This window comes from Ornithinicoccus sp., from assembly GCF_057176825.1.
The window spans coordinates 3,492,397-3,516,332 of the sequence record NZ_CM169976.1 but is presented as its reverse complement, the minus strand read 5'-3'; the positions used below and the strand labels follow the sequence as shown (position 1 = coordinate 3,516,332).

Genomic DNA, 23,936 nt, shown 5'->3' with positions numbered 1-23,936 from the left:
CCGGGAAAGCCGTGGGGCGACGAGAGCGTGTGCTTGGCGCGGTTCGGGCGGCTGCGGACCCGGTGGGGGTCGCGGATCTGGCCGTGGTGTTGTCGGTGCATCCGAACACGGTGCGGTTCCACCTGGATGCGTTGGAGCGCTCCGGGCAGGTGGAGCGGGCTGAGCCGGTCTCTTCTGGCCGGGGCCGCCCGGGGCTGCGGTTCCGGGCCGTCCCCGGGGCGGAGGGCAGTGAAGGCCGGTACGAGGTGCTGGCGGGCATTCTGGCGGCCGGCCTTGACGGCACCGAGCAAGGGCGGGAGCGGGCGGTCGAGGCCGGGTTTGCATGGGGGCTTGCCCGTGCCAGGAGCGCGCCGCCGCGCACCGGGGATGCGGTCGGTGAGCTGACGGGACTGCTGCACGAGGTCGGCTTCGCGCCCCGGCGTGCGGATGAGTTCACCGTCGAGCTCTTGAACTGCCCGTTCCGGGAGACGGTCACCGACCACGGGGAATTGATCTGCGGCATCCACGCCGGGTTGATGCGCGGTGCGCTGGCCGGCTGGGATTTCCAGGTAGAGGTCTCGGACCTGGAGCCGTTCGCCGCTCCGGGCTTGTGCCGTGCCCGGCTGCACCTGGCGGGTACAGCGTGACCGGCCATGAGCTCGCCGCGGCTGCGGCGTTGGTGTGGTTCGGGATGGTGATCGCGATTTCCTTCCTGGAGGCGCCGTTGAAGTTCCGTGCTCCGGGGATCACGACCCAGCTGGGTCTCGGGATCGGGCGGATCGTGTTCGCAGCGCTGAACATCGCTGAAACGGTCCTCGCCGTCGCCGTGGTGATCGGGCTGTTGCTCGGGGAGGGATGGCCTATCGGCGCGGGCTGGTTGTCGGCCGCGATCGCGGTTCTGGCTGTGCAATTGATTGTGGTGCGGCCGGTGCTGCGCAGGCGTTCGGTGCGCGTGCTCGCCGGCGACCCACAGCCGGCTCGCTCTCGCGTGCACTGGGCGTATGTCGGCCTCGAAGCACTGAAGGCGGCATCGCTCTTCGTCGGCGCACTGCTGCTGTTGAGCATCGCGTGACCGGCCAGGAACCAACGAAAGGGCATCAGGATGACCGAACAACAACCCTCGGTGGAGCCGGTGGATCTGGCTGCTCTCAGCGACACGCTGCTGGCCACGGCGCGCACCGCCCACGCCCACCGCGCCGCGCACACGGTGCATGCCGGAGAGGGCCTGCTGCGACAGACGGCGCTGGCCCTGCTGGCCGGTGTCGACCTGGCCGAGCACGACAGCCCTCCGGAGGCCACGCTGCAGGTGCTCACCGGCAGGCTCCGTCTGATCGGTCAGGGGCGGGAGTGGGAGCTGGGTGCGGGTGAACTGGTGCCGATCCCGCCGGAGCGGCATGCGGTGACGGCGATCGAGGACAGCGTGTTCCTGCTCACGGTGCGCCGCGACGCCGACCCGGCACGCGGAGAGCAGCAGGGGCCGAGACTGTGAACAGCGCAGCCCCCGTCCGCTGCCCTCGTTACATGTAACATTGAGGCGTGACGGTGAAGCACCGGGTCAGCGAGTACCGGCGCAGGATGCGCGCACGCGGTCTGCGACCGGTGCAGATCTGGGTGCCGGACGTGCGTAGCGAGCGCTTTGCACAGGAGGCCGAACGTCAGGCGGCCCTGGTCGCGAGGGCGGACGAGCAGTCCGATGACCAGGAGTTCGTCGAAGCCGTCACCGCCCCCTGGGACGAGGAGTGAGGCGCGGCGAGCTGTGGACCGTAGCCGGGGGTGTCTACGACTCCAAGCCGAGGCCCGCACTGATCGTGCAGGACGACCTCTTCGAGGGCACTGCCTCGGTGACCGTGGCGCCCCTGACGACGACGCTGGTCGATGCCCCTCTGCTTCGCGTACGCGTCGCCGCCGATGATCTCACTGGTCTGCAGCACGACAGCCAGGTCATGATCGACAAGGTCACCACCGTCCGCCGCGAGAACGTCGGTACGCGGGTTGGCCGTCTGGCGCCCGAGAGTCTCGTCGAGGTCGAACGCGCCCTCATGGCTTTCCTCGGCCTGGCTCGGTAGCGGGTGAGAGACCACTGCGGACATCCGCATTGCCGCAATGCCGCTGAACTGCACAGACACACAGTGCCCCCGGCAGGATTCGAACCTGCGACACCCGCTTTAGGAGAGCGGTGCTCTATCCCCTGAGCTACGAGGGCGGGGCGGGAGAGAGCCTAGCCCACCGATCCGGGCGCGCCGGGTCAGCGGTCGGCGTCCGAGGTGATGATCTGCTGGCCGCGCATCACCACGAGGTGCAGGCCGGCGCCCAGGATGGCACCGATGATCCAGGAGAAGCCGCTGAGGTCCTCCAGTGCCGGGACCCACACGGTGGACACCGAGAAGACGCCGGCGATGGCGAACGCCCACAGCGCCCGGGTGTTCCAGCCCTTGGAGAACGCGTAGGTGCCACCGGGGTCGCGGGAGTACAGGTCCTGGATGTTCAGCCGCTGCTTCCGCAGGATGTAGTAGTCGGCGATCATGATCCCGTAGAGCGGAGCCAGCACCGCGCCGAGGGTGTCGACGAACTTGGGCAGCCCGGCGTTGCCGATCACGACGACCCACAGCGCCCCGATGACGAATCCGAGGGCTGCCGTGATCAGCCCGGCGACCCGGAAGTTGATCTTGGACGGCGCCAGGTTGGCGATGTCATACACGGGCGGGATGAAGTTGGCGACCAGGTTGATCCCGACCGTGGCGATGAAGAAGGTCACCGCCGCGATCACGGTCAGCAGCACGTTGTCGACGGCGCCCACGATCTCGGCGGGGTTGGTCATCGGCTCGCCCTGGCCGTCTTGGAAGACGATGTAGGCGCCCGCGGTGATGAACAGGGACAGGAAGGTGAAGAAGGTCAGGCTCACCGGCAGGCCCAGGAAGTTGCCGCGCCGCATCTCCCGCTCGCTGCGGGAGAACCGGGCGAAGTCACCGAAGTTGATGATGACGGCCGCGAAGTAGGCCACCATGGTGCCGACCACCGCGAAGAAGGCGTTCACCGCCGCCCCGCCGGTCTTCTCCCCGCCGAACAGCGTGCCGACCCCGTCCAGCAGCTCGCCGCCGGCCTGCCACCAGATCGCCACGAGGAGCAGCACCATGACGACATACACCGCGGGTCCGGCGAAGTTGAGGAACCGCACGATGCCATCCAGGCCCCGCATGAACAGGAAGATCTGGAAGGCGGCGACGATGACGTAGGAGACCCAGTCCACCGCGTTCATCCCCAGGACGCTGGGGCTGGAGGGACTGTCCAGCAGCGCGTTGAGGGCCAGGGCCACGGCGGTGGAGGCGAAGTAGGTCTGGGCGCCGTACCAGAACACTGCCACGATGCCGCGGACCGTGGCCGGGAACATGGCACCCCGCACGCCCATCGACGCGCGGGCCACGACCGGGTAGGGCACGCCGTACTTCACCGACGGCTTGCCGGAGAGGTTGACGAAGAACATCACCAGCACGCCGGCCAGGATGATGGCGGCGAAGACGAACCAGCCGTTGATCCCGGCCGTGACGAACAGGCTGGCGGCCAACGTGTAGCCGGCCAGGCTCTGCACGTCGTTGGTCCAGACGTTGAAGATCTCGAAGGTGCCCCACTTGCGCTCGCGCGGTGGCGTGGGAGCCAGCTCGGCATTGTGCAGCGAGCCGTGCGGGAGCTCGATGACGAAGTCGGAGTCGGCGAGGTGCTCGTGGCGAGCCGGTCCGGCGTGGGGGTGATCGGACACGGGGCCCTCCTGCGTGAGAGGTGGCCGTGCGGGGGAGTGCCACCTGCCTTCTTCCGTATCGTGGACCCTAACTACTGGATGTCGGAATCGCAATGGGTCGAGGGGAATTCGCGGGGAGTCCGACGGGGGCGGGCCTCGCCGACACCAGTAATACGCTTGTGCGAGGGGCGCCCCGCGGCGCAGGATCGGACAGGATCGACGGAGCGAGGCGAGGGAGACGCCGGTGGCAGAGATGATCGAGGCGTCCGGCCTGGTCAAGAGGTACGGCTCGGTGACCGCCCTCGCCGGTCTGGATCTGCACGTCCCCGAGGGCACGGTGCTGGGCCTACTCGGCCCGAACGGCGCGGGCAAGACCACTGCCGTCCGCATCCTCACCACCCTGCTGCGCCCGGACGGCGGCACCGCCCGGGTCGCCGGCGTTGACGTGCTCGCCGACCCGCAAGGGGTCCGGGCCAGGATCGGGCTCTCCGGCCAGTACGCCGCCGTCGACGAGCACCTGACCGGGTTCGAGAACCTGGAGATGGTGGGGCGGCTCTACGGGCTGGGGCGGGCCAGGTCACGGGCCCGGGCGCGCGAGCTGCTTGAGCGGTTCAGCCTCGCCGAGGCCGGTGACCGGGTGTCCAAGACCTACTCCGGCGGGATGCGCCGCCGGCTCGACCTGGCCGGGGCCCTGGTCGCCGAGCCACCGGTGCTGGTCCTGGACGAGCCCACGACCGGCCTGGACGTCCGGGCCCGCCAGGAGATGTGGGACGTCATCCGCGAACTGGTGCGTGGCGGCAGCACGCTGCTGCTGACCACCCAGTACCTCGAGGAGGCGGACCTGCTGGCCGACGACATCGTGGTGATCGACCACGGCCGGGCCATCGCCCACGGCACCGCCGACGAGCTCAAGCAGCAGACCGGCGGGGAGCGGGTCGAGCTCGTGCTGCTGGACCCGGCCGACCTGTCGGCCGCGGTCGACGCCCTGGCCGCCGTGGCCAGCGGGGAGGTGCAGCCCGGCTCGACCGGGCGGGACCTGACCGCCCGGGTCGACACGGGGGCGCAGGCCCTGCGCCATCTGCTCGACCGGTTGGACCGCGAGCAGATCGAGGTCCTGGACGTGGGACTGCGCCGCCCCACCCTGGACGACGTGTTCCTCGAGCTCACCGGGCACGCCGCCGCGGTGGACCCCACGGGCGACGCGGGCTCGGACGCCGAGAGGGAGGTCACCCGATGAGCAGCCTGATCCGCACCTTCGCCGACGGCTCGGTCGTGGCCAAGCGCAACCTGATCAAGATCAAGCGGGTCCCCGAGGTCCTGGTCTTCGTGCTGATCTCGCCGATCATGTTCGTGCTGCTGTTCGCCTACGTCTTCGGCGGAGCCATCGACCCCGGCGGCGACGTGCCCTACCGCGAGTTCCTGATCGGCGGCATCTTCGCCCAGACGGTCGTCTTCGGCGCCACCTTCACCGGTGCCGGGCTGGCCGAGGACATGCAGAAGGGCATCATCGACCGGTTCCGGTCGCTGCCGATGTCCCGGTCCGCGGTCCTGGTCGGCCGGACCGCCTCCGACGTGGTCTACAACGTCCTGTCGCTGATCATCATGGCTCTGACCGGGCTGCTGGTCGGGTGGAGGGTGCGGGGGTCGCTGCTGGACGCGCTCGGGGCATTCCTGCTGCTCCTCGCCTTTGCCTACGCCTTCAGCTGGGTCATGGGATTCGTCGGGCTGCTGGTGCCCAGCGTCGAGGTGATCAACAACGCCTCGTTCATCGTCATCATGCCGCTGACCTTCATCTCCAACGCCTTCGTCCCCCTGGAGTCCTTCCCGACCGGCTTGCGGACCTTCGTGGAGTGGAACCCCGTCTCGGCGCTCACCCAGGCGGTCCGCGAACTGTTCGGCAACACCAACCCGGGTGTGGCGGTGCCGGACGTCTGGTCGATGCAGCACCCGGTGCTGTACACCTTGATCTGGGTCGGCATCATCCTGCTGGTGTTCATCCCCCTGTCCATCCGCCAGTACCGCCGCGCCTCCGCCTGAGCCCCGCGGTCGCCGAGGAGCCGCCATGACCGTGGACGCCGCAGCGGTGCCCGGCATCCAGGCCCGGACGCGCCGCACCCTGATGGGGTCGCAGGTCCTCGGCGGTGTCGGTGTCGCCGCCGGACTGGCGGTCGGCGCGCTGCTGGCGGTGGAGATCACCGGGCGGGACTCGCTCTCCGGGCTGGCCACCACGACCCAGGTGCTGGGTGCCGCCCTGCTCACCGCGCCCGTCGCGGCCCTGATGGCGGTGCGGGGGCGGCGGGCCGGACTGGTGGCCGCCTACCTGGTCGGCACGGTCGGCGCGGTCGCCGCGGTGGTCGCCACCGTGCTGGGGTCCTTCCCGCTGCTGCTGGCCGGGACGGCCCTGTTCGGCGCGGCGACGACCGCCAATGCACAGGCGAGGTATGCCGCAGCGGACCTCGCCGAGCCGGCCCACCGGGGCAGGGACCTGAGTCTGGTGCTGTGGGCGACCACCATCGGCTCGGTCCTGGGCCCGAACCTGGTCGGCCCCGGCAGGTGGGTCGCGGGGCACCTCGGGGTGCCCGAGCTCACCGGCGCCCTGGTCTTCAGCGCCCTCGGGTTCCTGATCGCGGCCGCCGTCCTCACGGCATACCTGCGCCCCGACCCGCTGCTCACCGCGCGTGCCCTGGCGGAGGCCGACCTGGCCCCGGCGGCCACCCGCGTGCCGGTGCGGCGCTCCGTCCTGCAGGGGGTGCGGGTCATCCTGGCCACCCCGGCCGCGCTCGTGGGCACCCTGGCGATCACGGGGGGACACGTGGTGATGGTCGCGGTCATGGTGATGACGCCGGTGCACATGCACCACGGGCATGCCGGGGTCGAGATCATCGGCCTCGTGATCTCGGTGCACATCTTCGGGATGTACGGCTTCTCCCCGGTCGTCGGCTGGCTCACCGACCGGTGGGGCGCCCACCGGGTCGTGCTCCTCGGCGCGGCGGTGCTGCTCCTGGCCTGTCTGCTGGCCGGGGTGTCGGCGGCGGGCTGGTCCGTGGTGCTGATGACGGGACTGTTCCTGCTCGGGCTGGGGTGGTCCTGCACGATGGTCGCCGGGTCGGGGCTGCTCGCCGGCGCGGTCGAGCCCGCCCAACGGTCCGTCACCCAGGGTGCGGCGGACATCGTGATGGGCCTCTCCGCCGCCGCCGGGGGAGCCCTGGCCGGTGTGGTCCTCGGAGCCTGGGGCTACGGCTGGCTGTGCCTGCTGTCCGCGATCGTCGCGGTGGCCCTGGGGGTCGGGACGATTTCGGTGCGCAGAATGGTTAGCCTGACTCCGTGAATCCCGCCGACGCCCCGCCCGACACCCGTGGCGACGCCGTCCGTGAGGTCCGGTCCGACTGGCGCCACCAGGCCAGCGAGCTCGGGGGTCGCAACACCCTCCTGTGGCACCGTGACCTGCCGACCGGCACCTTCGACCTGACCGTCGCCCACCCCGGGGGCGTGGCCAAACTGCTCGCGGGCGTCACCACCCTGCTGTCCGAGCTGGTCCGGGAGACCGTGGCGCTGACCGAGGCCCGGCGCCGGGTCTCCGCCATCCGCGCCAAGACCGTCGAGCTGTCCCGCGAGCACGGCCTCAGCAGCGGGTTCATCGCCGTCGGCATGGCGAGCTGGACGCTGCGGCGGGCCTCCGTGCCCCCGCGGGCGCCAGTGCTGCTCCGGGGCTGCACGATCCGGCCGACCGACGCCAGCCACCGTGACTTCGCGATCACCCTGGAGCCCGACGTCGTGTTCAACCCGGTGCTGGCCCACTACCTGCGCAGCGAGCTGGGGTTGGCGCTGGACCCCGCGGAGCTGGCCGGGCTGAGCACCCGGCGGGCCGGGTTCGACCCCCGGCCGGCCTACGACCTGCTGGAGGAGCTGTGCGCGGGGGTCCCCGGCTTCGGGGTCGGGCCACAGTTGGTGATCAGCACCTTCCCGTGGGCCAAGCTGCCGTTCGTCGCCGAACTGGCCGAGCTGAGCGGCGAGGACGCCGCCGACCGGCCGGGTGCGGGGATCGTCGACGCCCTGGCCGGGTCCGCGACCCGGGACGAGGGCGCCGATCAGGAGCGCGACACCGAGGAGGCGGCAGCGGAAAAGGCGGCAGCGGATCAGCCGGGGGCCGGGGAGACCCCGGAGCAGGCGCTGGGCGACCCCGTCGTGCTGGAGGCCGACCGTGCCCAGCGGGCCGTCATCCGGGCGGTCCGCGACGGCCGGTCGCTCGTGGTCGACGCCCCTGCCGGCACGGGACGCACCCAGATCGTGGCCAACGTGGTCGCCGACCGGGTCGGCGCTGGGCAGCGGGTCCTCGTGCTGTGCGAGCACCGGCCGACGCTGGAGGCGCTGCGGTCGCGGCTGGGGCAGGTGGGGCTGGGCCACCTCGTCCAGCAGCTGCACGAGACTCCGCAGGGTGCCCGCGACATGGTCGCCGACCTGCTGGAGGGGTGCGAGGCCGCGGCGGTGGGTGCGCAGGCAGGGGAGGGCGAGGAGCAGGAGCCCGCGACCTCGCCGGGCGAGGCGGCCGCCCCGTTGGCCGAGCACTACCGGACGATGCACACCCGGCACCGCCCCTGGGACGCCTCCCTGTCGCAGGCGCAGGTGGCGCTGACCGAGCTCGCGGCGCGCCAGCGCCCCCCGGTGTCGCACGTGCGGCTCACCGGCGGTTCGCTGGAGGACCTGACGCCCGACCGGCGTGCCGAGGTGACGCAGGCGCTGACGGAGGCGGCCACGATCGGGGTGTGGGAGCGCGGTCGCAGCGAAGACCCCTGGTATGCCGCAGCCGTGCGCTCGGAGGACGAGGCCACCCGGGCGGGTGATCTGGTGCGCCGCCTGGTCGGTGGTGAGCTGGAGGAGGCGCGGGCCGCTGCCCGTGAGGTCTGCGGCGAGGCCGGGCTGCCGGAGCCCGTCACGTTGCGCCAGTGGGCGGCCCACCTGGAGCTGATGGGGCGGGCCCGCGACACCCTGGACGTCTTTCGCCCCCAGATCTACGAGGCCCCGCTGGACCAGTTCGTGGCGGCGATGACCGCCCGGGGGGAGGAGACCCGACCCTCGGCCGTGGCACGCGGCCGGCTCCGCCGGCAGGTGCGGGGGCTGTTGCGTCCCGGGCCGCCGCCGGCCGACCTGCACGCGCGGGTGCAGGCGGCGACGGAGGAGAAGCGCGAGTGGGAGGAGCTGGCCGGCCGGGCCGCCCGGCCCACGACGCCTGCCGGGTGGGAGGCCGCGGCCGAGGCCTTCGAAAAGGTCGAGTCCGACCTGGACTGGTTGGCGGGCGTGCTCGAGCCGACCGACCCCGGCAAGGACCTGCACACCCTGCACCTGGACCAGGTGCTCGAACGGCTGCTCCGGCTCGAGGCGCGCACCGACCGGCTGCCGGTGACGGCACAGGCCCACGGGCTGCTGCAACCGCTCCGGGACGCCGGGTTCGGAGCGCTGGTCGATGACCTGGCGCGTCGGGGCGTGGCCGCGGACGACGTCGCCGGCGAGGTCGACCTGGTGTTCTGGGCGTCCCTGGCGGATCACCTCGTGGCGGGGCAGGACAGCTTCCGGCACCGGGGGGCGGAACTGCGGACGGCGCTGGAGGACTTCGCCGATGCCGACCGCGCCATGCTCGCCGCCACTGCGGACCGGGTGCGGGCCGCGACCGCCTCCCGGGCGACCCGGGCGCTCAACGCACACCCGGAGCAGCTGCAGGTGCTCCGTGACGCCGCGGCCGGGCCGCCGATCCTGGACGTCGCCGACCTGCTCTCCCAGGTCCGTCACGTGGCCCAGGCGGTGCGTCCCTGCTGGACCGCCGGCCCGCTCGTGGTCCCGTCCACCGTCCCGTCGGACCTGGACTTTGACCTGGTCGTCATCGCGGACGCCTCCCGTGTCCCGCTGGTCCACGTGCTGCCCGGCCTGCGGCGCGGTGCCCAGGTGTTGGCGCTGGGCAACAGTCACGATCTCCCGCCCGCGCCGTTCGTCGCGTGCGTGGACGAGCGGGCCGAGGACCGCGCCGCCGCCACGCCGGTGGAGGGCCCCTCGGCGCTGACCGCACTCGCCCGCGTCCTGCCGGTGCACCGTCTCGACGTGCACTACCGGCCGATCGACCAACGGCTCGTGCGGCCGGTCGCCGAGCAGTTCCACACCGACAGCGACGCCTACCCCGGGGTGCTCCGCAGCCCACGGATCACCCTGCTCGCGGCGGCCGGGACCGAGCGCGTGGTGACCCGCACCGTCGACCTGGTGATCGAGCACGCCCGCACCACGGCCTGGCAGTCGCTGGCCGTGCTCGCCCAGGACCCGGCGTTGGCCGAGGACCTGGACCGGGCGCTGCGGGGGCGGATCGCCCTCGAGGACCTGGGGCGGTCGTTCCGGGAGGACGCCACCGAGTCGCTCCTGGCCACGACCGTGGCCCGAGCCGGCGCCGAGGCGCGGGACCGGGTGCTCCTCGCGCTGTCCCCGGTGGAGTCACTGGACCCCGCATGGGTGGCCACGGCGCTCGCGGTGGCCCGCAGGTCGGTGATCGTCGTCGCGGACCGACCGGTCGACGAGTGGCCGGCCGACCCGGGGCTCGACCTGCTGAAGGACGCTGGTGCGCAGGCCCGCCAGACCCCGGTCACCGAGGAGTTCGAGTCCCCTCTGGTGGCCGACCTCGCGGAGCGGCTGCGGGCCCAGGGCCTCTCGGTGCACGGGCGCTACGGCACCGGCCGGTTCGCCATCGAACTGGTCGTTGACGACCCGCAGGACCCGGGCCGACCGCTGCTGGCGGTGCACACCGACAGCGCCGAGCCGGCCGGGATCGACCGGGACGAGCTGCGCCTACGCGCTGAGCAGCTGGTCTTGCGTGGGTGGGTGCCGGTGCAGGTATGGAGCACCGACCTCTTCCGGGACCCCGCCCGCCAGGTGTCCCGGATCGCCGACCTGGCCAGGGACGCCTCCGCCGCCCGGGCACGCCGTTGAGGACCGCCCATCGGCACGGGAGCCACCGTGGCCGGTAGGACCCGCAGGCACCGTCGCGTGGACCGGCCCGCCACTCACGTCGCCGGTGGCCCGGCACGGGAGCAGGCGCCAACCCCTCCGGACGAGGCACGCCCAACCCTTCCGGGCCAGGCGTCGCCCACCGCTCCGGAGCAGACGGTGGACGACACCGACGCCGGCTGGGGCGAGCAGCCCCGCGAGTCAGGGCACGAGACCTGGCTCCGGGAGCAGCGCCCGCCGCACTGGGACTGACCCCGGCATGCAGCAGGCCCGGCCCACGCGATGCGTGGACCGCGCCCCGTGCGCCTGGGCCGGACGGGCCGGGCTCAGGCAGGTGCTGCCGGTGTCAGTTGCGGTTGGCGAGCAGGTCGCGGATCTCGCGGAGGGCGGTGACCTCCTCGGAGACCTCCTCCTCTTCCTCGACGTCGGTCTTGCGCAGGCTCTGGATCTTGTTCATCGGGACGACGATGACGAAGTAGACCACCGCCGCGGTGAGCAGGAACACGATCAGCGCGTTGATGATCGCGGCGAAGTCCATGTAGGTGGCGGCGTTGCCGGAACGGATCTCAAAGCCCAGACCGCTGGCCTCCGCCCCTCCGACGGCATTGAGCAGCGGCGTGATCAGCGAGCTGACGACGGTGTCCACGACCGCGGCGAACGCGGTGCCGATGACCACCGCGACGGCGAGGTCAACAATGTTGCCCCGCATGATGAATTCCTTGAACCCCTGGATCATTTCTTCCTCCGAGACGTGCCATTGGGGCACATGGTTGGTTGTCGTTCGTCGGTCCTGGGTACTGGTCAGTATCCAGGCCGCAGGCGAGGATATCGAAAATTCTCCACGCTCCGGTCACGATGGCGTGTCGGGGCGTCGCAACACCACGGTGACACCGACGCCCGGGGCGGCCCCGGAGGAGGCCGTCGCGGGAGCGAGCCGGGCCGCCTCACCCTCGGTCACGGCCGCGTAGAAGCCGGACGGTGCGCCCGTATCGTCGCCAGTGCCCCACCGCAGCTCGTCCGAGGTCGCCGGGCCGGTGGACAGGGCCGTGACCAGCACGTCCGCGGCCAGGACCGAGCCGTCGGCCGTGCTCAGCACGTCGACCCGTCCCCCCGGACGCAAGGCCGTGGCCAGCGCCGGGTCGGCGAGCGGGATGTGGGTCAGCACGAGCCCGTCCGGGAGCCCGGTCAGCGTGTCCGGGAACCCGACCCGCAGGTCGGTGAGGGGCTCGCCGGCCCGCAGCGGGGCCGTGGTCACCTCCCCGGTGAGTGCGCCCGGGTCGGTGAAGGCGCCCGAGGGCACCGTGTCCTCGGTCATCCGGACGGTCCGCAGGTCTTCCTCGGTCAGTCCGGCACCGACCGGTATGTCGTGGGCCGCCACCACCACCGACCGCCCGATGAGCGGTGGGTCCGGTGTGAGGGCCGAGGTGGTGGCCCAGGCCGCGCCTCCCAGCAGCAGGGCGGCCGTGCCGCGGCGCAGCACGTGCCGCCGCCACCGCCCGGTGCGCCCGGGCGCCAGCACCGCCCGGGCGGGGTCGCTCGTTGCGGCCCAGCGCGCACTGCCGCTCCGTGCGCCCCCGCCCGTCCTGCGGGCCCTCAGAAGCCTGGCTCTCGGCATACCCTCACCCCCCGGTGATTCACGTCAGCCCCCCGGCGTCCTCACTCCGGCAACCGGATCGGCAGCCGGATGCCGTCTAGCGACCGGCGGCAGGGACAGGTGGCGGACTCGTCGTCCTGGTGGTCGGGCAGGGCGGCGATGGTCTCCCTGATCAGCGACTTCAGACGGTCGGTGTGGGCAGCGAACGCGGCGAGCACCTCGGCGTGCGTGACCGCCTGCCCCGCCTCGACGCCGGCGTCGTGGTCGGTGACCAGGGCCACCGAGGTGAGGCAGAGTGCGAGTTCCCGGGCCACCGCGGCCTCGGGCATGCCCGTCATGCCGACCACCGTCCCGCCGGCATCCGCGTGCCACCGGGACTCGGCGCGGGAGGCGAACCGGGGCCCGTTGATGACCACGAGCGTGCCGCCGTCGACCACGGTCTCCTCCTGCGCCGACGCCGCGGCGGCGACCGCTGCCCGGCCGGCGGGGCAGTAGGGGTCGGCGAGGCTGACGTGCACGACCGGGCCGTCGGTGTCGTAGATGGTGTGCGGGCGGCCGTGGGTGCGGTCGAGGACCTGGTCCGGGAGGACCAGGGTGCCCGGTCCGTGCTCAGGCACCAGGGAGCCGACGGCGCAGGGCGCGAGGACCTGGCGCACGCCGACCGAGCGCAGCGCCCAGAGGTTGGCCCGGTAGTTCACCCGGTGCGGCGCGAACCGGTGGTCCACCCCGTGCCGGGCCAGGAAGGCCACGGGGCGTCCGGCGACGTCCCCCACCACCAGGTCACTGCTCGGCGGACCGAACGGGGTCTCGACCGCGACCGTGCGGGCACCGTCCAGGAACTCATAGAAGCCCGAGCCTCCGATGACGCCGATCTCGGCGCGCAGGTCCGGGTGCGGTGCGGCGGCGTCCTCCGGGACGGGCGGTGGTGAACTCACCCGTCGATCCTAGGCAGAGATCAGGCGGTCTTGGCCGACGAGGACGAACCTGTGGATGAACCGCCCGAGGAGGCGGTGGACGACGAGGGCGACGAGGAGGACGAGGAGGAGGAGGAGGAGGTGGAGGACCCGGAGCCACCGGAGGTGCCCGAGTCGCCCGAGGAGGAACCGGAGCCGGAGGAGCTGCCCGACGAGGCCGGCACCGACGCGGTCGAGCCCGAGCGGGAGTCCGTGCGGTAGAAGCCGGAGCCCTTGAACACCACGCCGACGTTGCCGAAGACCTTGCGCAGCTTCCCGTGGCACTGCGGGCACTCGGTCAGCGGGTCGTCGTGGAAGGACTGCTGGATGTCGAAGTGGTGGCCGCAGTCCTTGCAGGAGTATGAGTACGTGGGCACGGACAGATAGTGTACGGCGGCTACGCCGGACCTCCGTCCCCGTGGCATACCCTCGGAGTGTGCCTGCCTCCCGCCTGCGTCGTGTCGTGATCCCGCTGGTCGCCCTGCTGGTGATCGTGCTGGTGGCGGCGGCGGTGTTGGGGGTCGGTCTGGTGCGTCGCTCGTTCCCGCAGATGGAAGGTGAGCTGGAGGTCGCCGGCCTGACCGGCGAGGTGACCGTCGTGCGCGACGACCTCGGCGTGGCGCACATCTACGCCGACACCCCGGAGGATCTGTTCCGGGCACAGGGCTACATCGCGGCCCAGGACCGCTTCTTCCAGATGGACCTGCGCCGTCACGTCACTGCCGGGCGCCTGTCCGAGCTGGTCGGTGAGGGCGGCGTCGAGACGGACACGGTGATCAGGACGATGGGGTGGCGCAGGGTCGCCGAGGCCGAGCTGCCCACGCTGTCGCCGGAGGCCCGGCGCTATCTGCAGGCGTACGCGGCGGGGGTCAACGCCTACCTGGCCGAGCGGCCCAGCCCCTCCCAGGTCGCGCTGGAGTACGTCCTACTCGCGCAGACCGCCCCGGGCTACACCATCGAGCAGTGGGACGAGGTGGACTCCCTGGCCTGGCTCAAGGCGATGGCCTGGGACCTGCGCGGCAACTACACCGACGAACTGACCCGAGCACGACTGGCCGGGAGCGTGTCCCTGAACCAGCTCTCCTCGCTCTACCCGGACTACCCCCACGAGCAGCACGCGCCGATCCTCAGCGACGACGAGTGGAAGGCCGACCTGAGCCAGGTCGGTGCTGCCGTCACCGATCCGGCGGACGAGCCGGGGGACGAGGATGCCGAGGAGGACCGGGGCGGGGCGCTGCCCCCCGGCAACGACCCCGTGGGCCCGCCCCTGCCGGCGGACCCCGCGGACGCGGTGGACCCCGTCGAGCCGGAGGTCCCGGCCCCCGCGAGACCGGCGGTGCCGCAGCAGCTGGCCGCGGTGGACAGCACCGAGGCGGCCCTCGCGGCGGTCCCGTCGCTGGTGGCGGGCGGCGACGGAGTCGGCTCGAACTCCTGGGTGGTGTCGGGGGACCACACCGAGTCGGGGCTGCCGCTGCTGGCCAACGACCCGCACCTGGGCGTGTCCCAGCCCGGGATCTGGCTGCAGGCCGGGCTGCACTGCCGTGAGGTGAGCGAGGCCTGCCCGTTCGACGTCTCGGGCTTCACCTTCGCCGGCTTTCCCGGCGTGGTGATCGGCCACAACCAGGACATCGCCTGGGGGTTCACCAACCTCGACCCCGACGTCACCGACTTCTACTGGGAGGAGATCGAGGACGGTCAGTACCGGCGCGAGAACACCTGGGTCCCGCTGGAGGTCCGCCAGGAGACGATCAAGGTGGCCGGCGGGGACGACGTCACGATCCAGATCCGGGAGACCGGGCACGGCCCGATCATGTCCGACGTCGTCGACGGGATCCGGGACGCCGGCAGGGGCGCCCCCATCAACGGGGTGGAGTCCTCCCAGCGCTACGACGTGTCCATGGCCTGGACCGGTCTGGAGCGGAGCAGGACGGCCGAGGCTGTCTTTGCCCTGAACAGCGCCTCGAACTGGGAGGAGTTCCGGGACGCGGCCAAACTCTTCGCGGTGCCCTCCCAGAACCTGGTGTATGCCGACACCGAGGGCAACATCGGCTACCAGGCACCCGGTCTGATCCCCGTGCGGCAGAGCTCGACCACCGGTCAGCCGCCCGGGTACTGGCCCTCGCCCGGGTGGGACCCGGCCTACGACTGGAAGGGCTGGGTGCCGTTCAGCCAGCTGCCGTCGGTGCTCAACCCCGACGACGGGGTGATCGTGACCGCCAACCAGGCCGTGTCCCGGTTCAACACGCCGTTCCTGACCACCGAGTGGGACACCGGCTACCGGTCGCAGCGGATCTCCGACCTGCTCGCCGAGGAGATGGGGCAGGGTCCGCTGACCATCGACACGATGACCACCATCCAGCTGGACACCTACAGCAGCTTCGCCGACGTGCTGGTGCCCGCCCTGCTGGAGGTCGACCTCGACGGCACCTTCTACTCCGAGGCGCAGGACCTGCTCCGGGACTGGGACCGCACGGCCCCCGCGACGGGGGAGCAGGCCGCCGGCGCCACCTACTTCTACGCCGTGTGGGCCCAGCTGCTGGAGCTCACCTTCGACGACGAGCTGCCCAGCGACCTGCAGGCCACCGGCAACGCCCGGTGGATGACGCTGACCGAGAACCTGCTCACCAAGCCGGAGGACCCGTGGTGGGACGACAAGCGGACGGTCGGCGTCGTGGAGACCCGCGATGAGATCCTCCGCACTGCGATGGTCGAGGCGCGGCTGGACCTGACCCGTCGCCTCAGCAAGAGCCCGCAGGACTGGGAGTGGGGCCGGCTGCACCGGGTGTCGCTGAGCCACGAGGTGTTCGGCGAGGAGGGTGTCCCTGAGCTCGTCCAGGGCATCTTCAGCCACGGTCCGTACGGGATCTCCGGCGGGTCCGCGCTGGTCAACGCCAACAGCTGGGACGCGGGGTCGGGGACCTACCAGGTCACGGCCGCCCCCTCCATGCGGATGGTGGTGGACCTGGCCGACCTGGACGCCTCCCGATGGGTCAACCAGACCGGCAACTCCGGTCACCCCTACCACCGCAACTACGAGGACCAGACGCAGGCCTGGATCGAGGGGGACACCTACCCCTGGGCCCATTCCCGGGAGGCGGTCGAGGAGGCCGGGGTGCAGACCCTCACGCTGCGCCCCGAGGGGAGCGAGGACTAGCCGGCCACGGGACCGCAACCGGCCGCGGTGAGGGTGCCCCAGACGGGAGTGTCGTGCGGCAGGGCGGGGACGTGGTCGAGCAGCTCGTGCTCGTGCAGCACGGTCACCGTCGGGATGCCCGGGCGCAGGCTCGCCAGGGCCCGGTCGTAGTAGCCGCCCCCCTTGCCCAGGCGCACGCCCCGGGGGTCCACCGCCAGGCCGGGGGTGAACGCCACGTCCACCTCGGCCAGGACCCCGGCCCCGAGCGGGGAGGCGTCCGGGTCGGTCACGTCGCACCAGTCGAGCCGGCCGGCCGGGAGCGTGATCGGCATCAGCACCCGCACGCCGGCGTCGACCAGGGCACGGGTGAACCGGTCCACGGGGGGCTCGGTGCGCCGGGGCTGGTAGGAGGTGACCGTCCACCCCCGAGGCGCGTCGGGGCGGCCGGAGGAATCGGCATACCGGGTCAGCCAGGCCGTCCCCGTGGCGGCGATCCGGTCCGCCAGGTCGGCCCACCCCTGTGGGCCGAGCTCGTCGGCCAGTGCGCGGCGCCGGGCCAGGAGCTGCGTGCGCAACTCTGCCTTGTCAGTCGTGGCGGTGGGAGCGGGGGTGGGGTCGAGCGGCTCGGACATGCCCCGATTGTCCCCGACCGGCCGCCGCGCCGCTGGCCCACTACTGTGGGGCCCCATGAGCGAGGGTGCGACGACAGGTATCCGCAAGGCAGTGATCCCGGTGGCCGGGTTGGGCACCCGGTTCCTGCCCGCCACCAAGGCGATCCCGAAGGAGATGCTGCCGGTCGTGGACCGTCCGGCCATCGAGTACATCGTGGAGGAGGCCCACCGGGCCGGGCTGACCGACGTGCTGATGGTCACCGGCCGGGCCAAGGGGGCCATCGAGGACCACTTCGACCGGCACCACGAGTTGGAGGCGGCGCTGCAGGCCAAGGGCGACGACGCCCGGGCGGGGCGGATCCAGCGCAGCAGCGACATGGACGTCCACTTCGTCCGGCAGGGTGTCCCGCGCGGGCTGGGACACGCCGTGCTGTGCGGTCGCCACCACGTGGGCGACGAGCCGTTCGCCGTGCTGCTCGGGGACGACATGATCGACGAACGCGACCATCTGCTGGAGCAGATGCTCGCCGTCCAGGCCGAGCGCGGTGGGTCGGTCGTGGCGCTGATGGAGGTGCCGCGGGACCAGGTCGACAAGTACGGCTGCGCCGAGATCGAGGTGGGCTCCGAGGGCGAGGACGTGGTGCGGGTCACCGGGCTGGTCGAGAAGCCCCCGGTGGAGGAGGCGCCGTCCAACCTCGCGGTGATCGGCCGCTACGTGCTCCACCCGCGCATCTTCGAGGTGCTGGAACGCACCGAGCCGGGGCGGGGCGGGGAGATCCAGCTCACCGACGCGATGCTGGAGCTGGCCACCGCCGACGGGGAGGGGTCGGGGATGACCGGCGTGGTGTTCCGCGGGCGGCGCTACGACACCGGGGACCGGCTGGACTACCTCAAGGCCGTGGTGCAGTTGGGGGCGGACCACCCGGAGTTGGGCGAGGGCTTCGCGGCCTGGTTGCAGGAGTATGTCGCCGGACGACAGGAGGGGATCCAGTGATCACCGTCGAGGAGCACCTGGAGCGGATCCTGGACCAGGTGCGGCCCGGGCCCGAGGTCGCGCTCCCGTTGGCCGAGGCCAACGGGCTGGTGCTGGCCCAGGACGTCCGCTGCCCCGTCGACCTGCCGCGCTTCGACAACTCGGCCATGGACGGGTATGCCGTGGTGGCGGCGGAGCTCGCCAAGGCCGACCCCGAGCACCCCCAGTTGGTGCCGGTGCAGGGGGACATCGCCGCGGGGGCGACCGGTCCGCATACGCATGTCCCGGGCTCTGCCTGGCGGATCATGACCGGAGCCCCGGTCCCCGAGGGCGCCGACGCGATCGTGCCGCTGGAGGACACCGACGAGAGGCCCCGCGAGGTCCTGGTGAAGGTCGCCCCGGCAGCGGGCGCCCACATCAGGCGGGCGGGGGAGGACGCCCGGGTGGGTGACCTGCTGGTGCCGGCCGGGTCCACCATCGGACCGGCCGAGGTGGCGGCGATCGCCTCCGCGGGGATCAACACCGTGCGCGTGCTCGCTCCCGTCCGGGTCGTGGTGCTCTCGACCGGTGACGAGCTCGCCCCGCTCGGGACGGTGCCGGGCCCGGGGCAGATCCAGGACAGCAATGGGCCGATGCTGGTGTCCGCCGTCCGGCGGGCCGGCTACTACGCCTCGCACGTGGGACACCTGCCCGATGACGAGAAGACGATCAAGGACTCGGTCACCCACCACCTGGAGCACGCCGACGTGATCATCACCACCGGCGGGGTCAGCAAGGGGGCCTTCGACGCGGTCAAGGCCGTGCTGACCGGCCAGGGGTCGATGGAGTTCGTCGAGGTCGCGATGCAGCCGGGCAAGCCGCAGGGGTTCGGGCTGCTGGGCAAGCGCAAGGTCCCGGTGTTCACCCTGCCGGGGAACCCGGTCAGCGCGCTCCTCAGTTTCGAGGTGTTCATCCGGCCGGCCCTGGCCCGGATCTCCGGCCGGCTGGACCAGCCGGTCACGATGCCCGCGCTCGTCGTCGAGGGGTGGCGCTCGCCGGCCGGAAGGCGCCAGTACGCCCGAGTGCGGTTGAGCAGGGACGTCACCGGCGAGTACGCCTGCGAGCCGACGGGCGGCCCAGGGTCGCACCTGGTTGCCGGCCTGGCGGCCGCCGACGGGGTGGCCATCATCGATGCCGAGACCGAGGAGGTCACGGCGGGGGAGCAGGTGTCGGTGCACCTGCTGCGCCCGCTGGCCGAGATCGAGGCCCGCCTGACCGCGGAGGCCGAGGAGGACGCGCCAGAGGGGGACAGCGCCGAGGAGGACGGGTCCGGCCCGGGGGACCCGGAGTGACCGGACCCGCCGCCGGGGACCGCGCGGGCGGTGCTGAGGAGCCCGACCGGCTGACACACCTGCGCGACGACGGGACGGCGCACATGGTGGACGTGTCGGCCAAGGCCGTCACGGTGCGTTCCGCCTCCGCCGAGGGACTGGTGCTGATGGCGCCCGCGGCCGTCGCGGCGCTGCGGGAGGGGACCGTGCCCAAGGGCGACGCGCTGGGCGTCGCCCGGATCGCCGGGATCCAGGCGGCCAAGCGCACCCCGGACCTGGTGCCGCTGGCCCACCCCGTGGCCGTGCACGCGGTCGAGGTCGACCTCGACGTGCGGGACGAGGGGGTCCGGATCACCGCCACGGTGCGCACCGCCGACCGGACCGGGGTCGAGATGGAGGCGCTGACCTGCGTCAGTGTGGCCGCCCTGGCGCTCGTCGACATGATCAAGGCGGTCGACAAGTTGGCCACGATCACGGGGATCCAGGTGGTGGCCAAGTCCGGCGGACGCTCGGGGGACTGGTCCCGGTGAGACGGTGGCCCACCACGTTGCGGGCCCACCAGCCCGACGGGACGACCGTGACGTTGCGCCCGCTCGTGCGGGGGGACCGGGCGCGGTGGGGCGAGCTGCGGGAACGCAACCGTGACTGGCTGCGCCCCTGGGAGGCCACCCTGCCCTACGGCACGGAGCCGCGCCTGACCTTCGGCCAGCTGCGCCGCGGCCTGGACCGCTCGGCCCGCGAGGGACGTGCGCTGCCCTTCGTGATCGACGACGGATCCGGTGTCGTCGGTCAGATGCACCTGTTCGACATCGTGTGGGGTCCGCGCTGCACCGGGACGGCCGGCTACTGGCTGGACCGCGACGCGACCGGTCGAGGGCTGGTCACCTGGGCGCTGGCGATGCTCATCGACCACGCGCTCACCGACTACGGGCTGCACCGGGTCGAGGTGAACGTGCGGCCGGAGAACACCGACAGCCTCGCGGTGGTGCGGCGGTTGGGGCTGCGGGACGAGGGTGCCCGGCTCGGGCTGGTGCACGTCGACGGGCACTGGCGGGACCACCGCAGCTTTGCCGTCACCGTCGAGGACCTGGAAGGTGCCTCCCTCGTCGACGCCCTCACCCGGCTGGGCCGGGAGCGCCCCACGGCCTGATTCACAACAGTCACACCTGTCGCTTGGGCGACACACCGCGAAACTCCCGGAGCACGCTCCGCACCGTTTGTATGGTCGCCGTGTGAGCCCGAGCAGCCTGATCTTCTTCGTGATCATCACGGTCTGGGCTGTCTATGTGATCCAGCACTGGATCCGCCGCCGCGACCACGTCGCCACCGCCCGCTCGGTGGACCGCTTCTCCGCCGCGATGCGCGTGCTGGAGCGTCGCCGGGTGGTGCCCCAGATGAGCGTGTCGGCGCCGCAGCGTCCGTCGTATGCCGTGGGGCTGGCCCGTCCCGCCCACCCGGACGTGGTTGTCAAGCGGGCCCAGCCCCGGCTGACGCTGGTCGGCTCGGAGCCGGCCGCGGACCGGACCAGCGGTCCCGAGCCCACCCGCCCGGTGCCCGCCGGGCCCGCGCAGACCCGCCCCACGGCCGCGGCCTCCACCCCGGAGCAGCGTCCCGCCGGCCGACGGACGAAGTCCTCGGCCAGCCGGCCGCGGCGTACCGTCACGGCCAAGGCCCCCCTGTTCTCCCCGGCGCGCGTCAGGGCGCTCGTACTGCTGGTGGGCACCGCCCTGCTCGTGGCGGGGGCCGTGCTGGCCACGACCACCTGGTGGGCCGCACCGGCGGGGATCGCGGCGTTCGCGGTCTCCCTCGGCTACGCACGCGCCTCCGTCGCCCGGGCGCGGCGCCGTGCGGCGTCTCCCGTCCGGCACCCCTCCGCACGTCCGCAGGTGGGCGCCCGGCCGGAGAAGGCCCGCACCGCGAAGTCCCGCACGACGCAGCGCCGTCCGGCACGGCGCACTTCCGGCCAGGCGCCGCTCACTGCCGCGCCGGTGGCTGCAGCACGGGTCCGCGGGTCTGCCCCGATCTACGTGGCACCGGATGCGTCCCCGGACCATGTCCGGCCGACCGTGGCCGCTGGCCTCTACGACGTCGAGGCCGTCGAGGCAGCGCGCACGCCCGCCCCGGCCGCGGCCGAGACCCCGGTCGAGACCCGGGCCGAGGCGGCCCCGGGCACCTGGCAACCCGTCCCCGTCCCGCCCCCGACCTACACGCTGAAGGCCCGCGCCCCGCGCCCCTCCGAGCGGGTGGCTGCCGACACCCCGGTCGAGGACCTGCCCTTCGACGGCAATGCACTGGCGCTGGACGAGGAGTTCGAGGACCTGCCCCCCGTGCACCAGGTGGTCTGAGGCCCCGAAGGAGGCTGCCGCGCGGGGTGCACAGACCCCCGCCGGGATGACCCACCGTGGCTGCGGGGCAGGATAGGCCCATGACTTCGATGACCCACCGCCCACTCGGTGACTCCGGCCTGATGGTGAGCACCGTCGGGATCGGGTGCAACGCCTTCGGGACCCGGGTCGACGGCGCCGCCGTCCAGTCCATCGTCGACACCGCGCTCGAGGAGGGCATCACGCTCTTCGACACCGCGGACATCTACGGGCAGGGGAAGAGCGAGTCCCTGCTGGGTGCCGCGCTCGGTGACCGCCGCGACAAGGTGGTCGTGGCGACCAAGTTCGGGATGGACATGCAGGGCTCCAACGGGCCCGACTGGGGCGCCCGCGGCTCCCGGCGCTACATCCGCAAGGCCGTGGAGGCGAGCCTCACCCGTCTCGGCACCGACTGGATCGACCTCTACCAGCTGCACCGGCCGTGCCCGGTCACCCCGATCGAGGAGACCCTGTCGGCGCTGGACGAGCTGGTGCAGGAGGGCAAGGTCCGGTATGTCGGGTCCTCCAACCTCGCGGGGTGGCAGGTCGTGGACGCGGACTGGACGGCCCGCACCGCCGGGCTCACCCCGTTCATCTCGGCGCAGAACAAGTACTCCCTGCTGGACCGCTCCGCCGAGCAGGAGCTCGTCCCCGCCGCCGAGACGGTGGGCGTGGGGATCCTGCCGTTCTTCCCCCTGGAGTTCGGTCTGCTCACCGGAAAGTACCGGCGGGACCAGGCCCCGCCCCCCGGCAGCCGCCTCGCCGCGGACTCGCAGGCGGAGCGTCTGGCGGGCGCCGACTGGGACGAAATCGAGCGGATCGAGCAGTTCGCACAGGAGCGCGGCCGGACGGTGCTGGAGATCGCGATCGGTGGCCTGGCTGCCCAGCCGGCGGTCTCGTCGGTGATCGCCGGGGTGACCAGCGCCGACCAGGTGCGGGCCAACGCTGCAGCGGGTTCGTGGGTGCCGACCATCGAGGACCTGGCCGTGCTGTGAGGCGCGCCTGACCTGCGGCGGGACCCGAATCGGAATCTGGCCCTACCTGGTGCTAAAGTTCGTAGCCGCAAGCACGGCTTGGGGCTGTGGCGCAGTTGGTAGCGCGTCTCGTTCGCAATGAGAAGGTCAGGGGTTCGAATCCCCTCAGCTCCACCCCGCGCACGAGGCTCGAACCCTTGCCAACAGAATCGTTGGCGGGGGTTCGGGCCTTGTCGCTGTTCTGGGTCCAGTTGAGTGCGTTGGCGTTGACCTCGGGGTCGAGCAGCATCTCGAAGGGCCGGTTGATCTCACTCGCAGCTATAGCGATGAAGCCGGCTCGCTCGGAGCTGATACGACTGCTCGCTGACTGCGGTACATGGTGCACCGACGTTACCGTCCGGGACCCCGCGCAACTGCCCCGCGGCCTCTAGAGGACCGACCGGACCATCGCGCCGAGTACCACGCACAGCAGCACGATGTAGCCCACGGCGTGGACGCGGTCGGAGATCGCGGGCGGGCGACGGCGCAGCAGCACGATCACCGGGAGACCGCCGGCCAGGAGCAGCGCCCCGGCGCGCAGGTCCACCGCCCCGACGAGCGCGGCTCCGGGCAGGTCGCCCACCGGGTTGCCCAGCAGGAAGACGACACACGCGGGCAGGCTGATCGCCAGGGTGAGGGCGTTGGCCAGCGAGGCCACGGTGCGCATGTCCAGACCGGAGCGGCGCAGCAGCGGCACGGTCATCACGCTGCCCCCGACCCCCAGGAAGGAGGCGATCGTGCCGATGGGCACGCCCAGCAGCCCGCTGATGGCGAAGCGGTCCTCCCGGTCCCGCACCGTGGGGCGCACGAACCCGCGCCGCAGGCTCACGTCCAGGATCGTCGCCACCAGGTAGCAGATGAAGCCCCAGCTGATGAACGCCGACGGCGCCAGACGGGCGAGCCAGGCCCCGGTGGCGCCACCCACAGCCAGCAGCCCCAGGAGCGGCGCCGCCAGGCGGAGCCGGGAGAGCACACCCCGCCTGGTGGCGAGGGTGGCGACGGCGGCGTTCACCACCATGACGACCGCCGAGGTCGCGACGGCGACGGTGGGGGCGTCCGGGCCGATCGCGGCGTCCACCCACAGCACCACCGGGACGGTGACGAAGCCGCCCCCGAAGCCGAACAGGACGGTCGTCACCCCGGACAGGGCGCCGATGAACAGCAGCAGGAGGACGTCGGACACCGACCCATCCCAGCCGACGGGCGGCCGGTCCGACAAGGGGATGTGAGAAGTGTCCCCACGAGCCAGGCGTCCCATGCCACCCGGTGCCCCACCAGGCTCCGGCCCGGACG

At 72.4% G+C, this 23,936-nt stretch carries 23 protein-coding genes, 2 tRNA genes and 1 pseudogene; 18 read left to right on the top strand and 8 right to left on the bottom strand.

Translation table 11 applies throughout. The annotated features are described in order from the left end of the window. The first annotated feature begins 95 nt into the window (after positions 1–95). From AC1QRC_RS17560 to AC1QRC_RS17540, 5 genes are read left to right on the top strand one after another with little or no spacing between them, the layout of a single operon-like run. Positions 96–626, top strand: a complete 531-nt coding sequence (locus AC1QRC_RS17560) for a helix-turn-helix transcriptional regulator (protein WP_484204526.1) — start codon at positions 96–98, stop codon at positions 624–626. After that, the gene (locus AC1QRC_RS17555; RefSeq protein WP_484204525.1) at positions 623–1,051 is read left to right on the top strand and encodes a hypothetical protein; all 429 of its coding nucleotides are present in this window, start codon (positions 623–625) and stop codon (positions 1,049–1,051) included. The genes AC1QRC_RS17560 and AC1QRC_RS17555 overlap by 4 nt, the downstream gene beginning before the upstream one ends. Positions 1,052–1,081: 30 nt before the next feature. Continuing rightward, positions 1,082–1,468 (top strand): cupin domain-containing protein, encoded by a 387-nt coding sequence (locus AC1QRC_RS17550; RefSeq protein WP_484204524.1) that lies wholly within the window; start codon positions 1,082–1,084, stop codon positions 1,466–1,468. Positions 1,469–1,515: 47 nt separating this feature from the next. Then, positions 1,516–1,722: an antitoxin MazE-like protein gene (locus AC1QRC_RS17545; protein ID WP_066638586.1), complete on the top strand. Its 207-nt coding sequence runs from the start codon at positions 1,516–1,518 to the stop codon at positions 1,720–1,722. After that, entirely contained in the window at positions 1,719–2,045 is a 327-nt protein-coding gene (locus AC1QRC_RS17540; RefSeq protein WP_484204523.1) for a type II toxin-antitoxin system PemK/MazF family toxin, read from the top strand. The genes AC1QRC_RS17545 and AC1QRC_RS17540 overlap by 4 nt, the downstream gene beginning before the upstream one ends. Before the next feature lie 64 nt (positions 2,046–2,109). Here AC1QRC_RS17540 and AC1QRC_RS17535 read toward each other — a convergent pair. After that, a tRNA-Arg gene (locus tag AC1QRC_RS17535) sits at positions 2,110–2,182 on the bottom strand. A gap of 42 nt (positions 2,183–2,224) precedes the next feature. Further along, the gene (locus AC1QRC_RS17530; RefSeq protein ID WP_484204522.1) at positions 2,225–3,733 is read right to left on the bottom strand and encodes an NCS1 family nucleobase:cation symporter-1; all 1,509 of its coding nucleotides are present in this window, start codon (positions 3,731–3,733) and stop codon (positions 2,225–2,227) included. A 232-nt stretch (positions 3,734–3,965) separates the two neighbouring features. Here AC1QRC_RS17530 and AC1QRC_RS17525 point away from each other — a divergent pair, with 232 nt between their 5' ends. Genes AC1QRC_RS17525 through AC1QRC_RS17510 form a run of 4 tightly spaced genes read left to right on the top strand, consistent with a single transcriptional unit; the run spans position 3,966 to position 10,675 of the window. Continuing rightward, entirely contained in the window at positions 3,966–4,949 is a 984-nt protein-coding gene (locus tag AC1QRC_RS17525; protein WP_484206680.1) for an ATP-binding cassette domain-containing protein, read from the top strand. Then, positions 4,946–5,749: an ABC transporter permease gene (locus AC1QRC_RS17520; protein WP_484204521.1), complete on the top strand. Its 804-nt coding sequence runs from the start codon at positions 4,946–4,948 to the stop codon at positions 5,747–5,749. Before AC1QRC_RS17525 ends, AC1QRC_RS17520 begins: the two co-directional genes overlap by 4 nt. 25 nt (positions 5,750–5,774) lie before the next feature. After that, positions 5,775–7,040 carry an MFS transporter gene (locus AC1QRC_RS17515; RefSeq protein WP_484204520.1) on the top strand — a complete coding sequence of 422 codons (1,266 nt, stop codon included), beginning with the start codon at positions 5,775–5,777 and terminating at the stop codon, positions 7,038–7,040. Next, entirely contained in the window at positions 7,037–10,675 is a 3,639-nt protein-coding gene (locus AC1QRC_RS17510) for a hypothetical protein (RefSeq protein WP_484204519.1), read from the top strand. Before AC1QRC_RS17515 ends, AC1QRC_RS17510 begins: the two co-directional genes overlap by 4 nt. A 364-nt stretch (positions 10,676–11,039) precedes the next feature. On the opposite strand, the gene mscL is transcribed toward AC1QRC_RS17510, so the two are convergent. From mscL to AC1QRC_RS17495, 3 genes are all read right to left on the bottom strand, one after another. Beyond that, positions 11,040–11,429, bottom strand: a complete 390-nt coding sequence (gene mscL, locus AC1QRC_RS17505; RefSeq protein ID WP_484204518.1) for a large conductance mechanosensitive channel protein MscL — start codon at positions 11,427–11,429, stop codon at positions 11,040–11,042. Positions 11,430–11,543: 114 nt separating this feature from the next. Then, positions 11,544–12,308 (bottom strand): SAF domain-containing protein, encoded by a 765-nt coding sequence (locus AC1QRC_RS17500; protein WP_484204517.1) that lies wholly within the window; start codon positions 12,306–12,308, stop codon positions 11,544–11,546. A 41-nt stretch (positions 12,309–12,349) separates the two neighbouring features. After that, positions 12,350–13,222, bottom strand: a complete 873-nt coding sequence (locus tag AC1QRC_RS17495) for an S-methyl-5'-thioadenosine phosphorylase (protein ID WP_484204516.1) — start codon at positions 13,220–13,222, stop codon at positions 12,350–12,352. A gap of 51 nt (positions 13,223–13,273) precedes the next feature. Between AC1QRC_RS17495 and AC1QRC_RS17490 the strand changes: the two genes are divergently transcribed. Beyond that, positions 13,274–13,462 (top strand): hypothetical protein, encoded by a 189-nt coding sequence (locus AC1QRC_RS17490; protein ID WP_484206725.1) that lies wholly within the window; start codon positions 13,274–13,276, stop codon positions 13,460–13,462. 62 nt (positions 13,463–13,524) lie between these two features. Here the strand turns inward: AC1QRC_RS17490 and AC1QRC_RS17485 are convergent. Next, positions 13,525–13,665: pseudogene (locus AC1QRC_RS17485) on the bottom strand (FmdB family zinc ribbon protein); the annotation flags it as partial. An 11-nt stretch (positions 13,666–13,676) separates the two neighbouring features. Between AC1QRC_RS17485 and AC1QRC_RS17480 the strand changes: the two are divergent. Beyond that, positions 13,677–16,394, top strand: coding sequence for a penicillin acylase family protein (locus AC1QRC_RS17480; RefSeq protein ID WP_484204515.1), 2,718 nt, complete (start codon positions 13,677–13,679; stop codon positions 16,392–16,394). On the opposite strand, the gene AC1QRC_RS17475 is transcribed toward AC1QRC_RS17480, so the two are convergent. Further along, positions 16,391–17,005 carry a 5-formyltetrahydrofolate cyclo-ligase gene (locus tag AC1QRC_RS17475; protein WP_484204514.1) on the bottom strand — a complete coding sequence of 205 codons (615 nt, stop codon included), beginning with the start codon at positions 17,003–17,005 and terminating at the stop codon, positions 16,391–16,393. The genes AC1QRC_RS17480 and AC1QRC_RS17475 overlap by 4 nt on opposite strands. 55 nt (positions 17,006–17,060) lie before the next feature. On the opposite strand from AC1QRC_RS17475, the gene galU reads away from it, so the two are divergent. The 7 genes from galU (at position 17,061) to AC1QRC_RS17440 (ending at position 22,778) form a co-directional block, all read left to right on the top strand. Then, the gene (gene galU / locus AC1QRC_RS17470) at positions 17,061–17,978 is read left to right on the top strand and encodes a UTP--glucose-1-phosphate uridylyltransferase GalU (RefSeq protein WP_484204513.1); all 918 of its coding nucleotides are present in this window, start codon (positions 17,061–17,063) and stop codon (positions 17,976–17,978) included. Then, positions 17,975–19,288 carry a molybdopterin molybdotransferase MoeA gene (locus AC1QRC_RS17465; RefSeq protein WP_484204512.1) on the top strand — a complete coding sequence of 438 codons (1,314 nt, stop codon included), beginning with the start codon at positions 17,975–17,977 and terminating at the stop codon, positions 19,286–19,288. Before galU ends, AC1QRC_RS17465 begins: the two co-directional genes overlap by 4 nt. Then, positions 19,285–19,797: a cyclic pyranopterin monophosphate synthase MoaC gene (moaC, locus tag AC1QRC_RS17460; RefSeq protein WP_484204511.1), complete on the top strand. Its 513-nt coding sequence runs from the start codon at positions 19,285–19,287 to the stop codon at positions 19,795–19,797. Before AC1QRC_RS17465 ends, moaC begins: the two co-directional genes overlap by 4 nt. Beyond that, positions 19,794–20,417, top strand: coding sequence for a GNAT family N-acetyltransferase (locus AC1QRC_RS17455; RefSeq protein ID WP_484204510.1), 624 nt, complete (start codon positions 19,794–19,796; stop codon positions 20,415–20,417). The genes moaC and AC1QRC_RS17455 overlap by 4 nt, the downstream gene beginning before the upstream one ends. Before the next feature lie 82 nt (positions 20,418–20,499). Next, positions 20,500–21,612: a hypothetical protein gene (locus tag AC1QRC_RS17450; protein ID WP_484204509.1), complete on the top strand. Its 1,113-nt coding sequence runs from the start codon at positions 20,500–20,502 to the stop codon at positions 21,610–21,612. 89 nt (positions 21,613–21,701) lie between these two features. Further along, positions 21,702–22,625 (top strand): aldo/keto reductase, encoded by a 924-nt coding sequence (locus AC1QRC_RS17445; protein ID WP_484206679.1) that lies wholly within the window; start codon positions 21,702–21,704, stop codon positions 22,623–22,625. Positions 22,626–22,705: 80 nt separating this feature from the next. Continuing rightward, a tRNA-Ala gene (locus AC1QRC_RS17440) sits at positions 22,706–22,778 on the top strand. A gap of 253 nt (positions 22,779–23,031) precedes the next feature. Here the strand turns inward: AC1QRC_RS17440 and AC1QRC_RS17435 are convergent. Beyond that, positions 23,032–23,826, bottom strand: coding sequence for a sulfite exporter TauE/SafE family protein (locus AC1QRC_RS17435; protein WP_484204508.1), 795 nt, complete (start codon positions 23,824–23,826; stop codon positions 23,032–23,034). Positions 23,827–23,936: the final 110 nt, after the last annotated feature.